Genomic DNA, 1275 nt, shown 5'->3' with positions numbered 1-1275 from the left:
CGGCCACAGCCTGCCGCGTCAGCACCACCAGCGGCGCACCGGCGCCCTCGTCCTGGGCCAGCCAGGACTGGAGCGCGGCCAGCGTCGCCACCACGTCCCCGTCCACCCGCAGCACCTCGTCCGATGCCCCGTCGAACGCCTCGACCGCCACCTCCGGCCAGTCGACGGCGAACAGGGTGTCCCGTCCGACGGCGGGCTCGGCGCCCAGCCGGTCGGTGACGACAGGACGGGTGACCAGCGACTCGACGGTGATCACCGGCCGGCCGGCCGGGTCGGTGGCCTCCAGGCGGTAGGAGTCGGACCCGGTCGCGGTGACCAGCACCCGCAGCTCGGTCGCGGCGGCGGCGTGCAGGGTGACGCCCCGGTAGGCGAACGGGAGCCGACGGGTGCGGGCGGCAGCCGGGTCGCCGTCGGCGGGGTCGCGGTCCGCCCCGTCGAGGGCGGGCAGCTGGGCGGCGGCGTCCAGCAGCGCGGGGTGCAGGCCGAACCGGGCGGCGTCCCCGGTCAGCGGCTCCGGCAGGACGGCGTGCGCGTGGAGCGTCGCACCGTCCCGCCAGACCTCGCGCAGCCCGCGGAAGGCCGGACCGTAGTCCAGTCCGACGGCGGACAGCAGCTCGTACGCCTCCTCGGGGGCGAGGTGCTCGGCGCCCTCGGCGGGCGCCCAGGCGGTGGGCGCGGCCGTGCCGGGCCGGTCGGCGGACAGCAGACCGCTCGCGTGCCGGGTCCAGGCGCCGTCCACGGCGGCCGGGGCCGCCTGGGAGGCCGGGCCGGGCGCGGGCCGGGAGTGGATCGTGACCGGACGCGCGCCGGTCCCGTCCGGTGCGCCGACCGCCACGTGCAGGTGCAGGGTGTCGCGCTCGGGCAGCACGAGCGGGGACTCGATCACCAGCTCGTCCAGGGTGCTCGCGCCCACCTCGTCGCCCGCCCGGATCGCCAGCTCGACCAGGGCCGCGCCGGGCGCCAGGACGGTGCCGAGCGCCACATGGTCGGCGAGCCAGGGATGGGTGGCGAGGGAGAGGCTGCCGGTGAGCAGCACACCCTCCGAGTCGGCCTGGGCGACGGCCGCGCCGAGCACGGCGTGGTCGACGGCCGCCAGACCGAGTCCGCGCGCGTCGGCGGCGGTCCGGGCGGCGGGCTCCAGCCAGTAGCGGCGGCGCTGGAACGGGTAGGTGGGCAGGGCGAGCCTCGGGCGGTGCCCGCCGCCGAACAGGGCGGTCCAGTCGACCTGGTGGCCCTGGACGTGGATCCGGGCGAGCGCCGTCAGCGCCGTCCGCT

Annotated in this window: 1 protein-coding gene; it reads right to left on the bottom strand. The window is 78.4% G+C overall.

Features of this window, described 5'->3' with window-relative positions; genetic code table 11:
- A partial coding sequence (locus VR45_RS36215) for a polyketide synthase dehydratase domain-containing protein (RefSeq protein WP_045944176.1) occupies window positions 1-1275 on the bottom strand: 1275 nt, incomplete at both ends.

Origin of the sequence: Streptomyces sp. NRRL S-495 (assembly GCF_000966955.1) — a bacterium.
GTDB classification, from domain to species: Bacteria; Actinomycetota; Actinomycetes; order Streptomycetales; family Streptomycetaceae; genus Kitasatospora; species Kitasatospora purpeofusca.
This window is presented reverse-complemented; position numbering and strand designations above follow the sequence as displayed.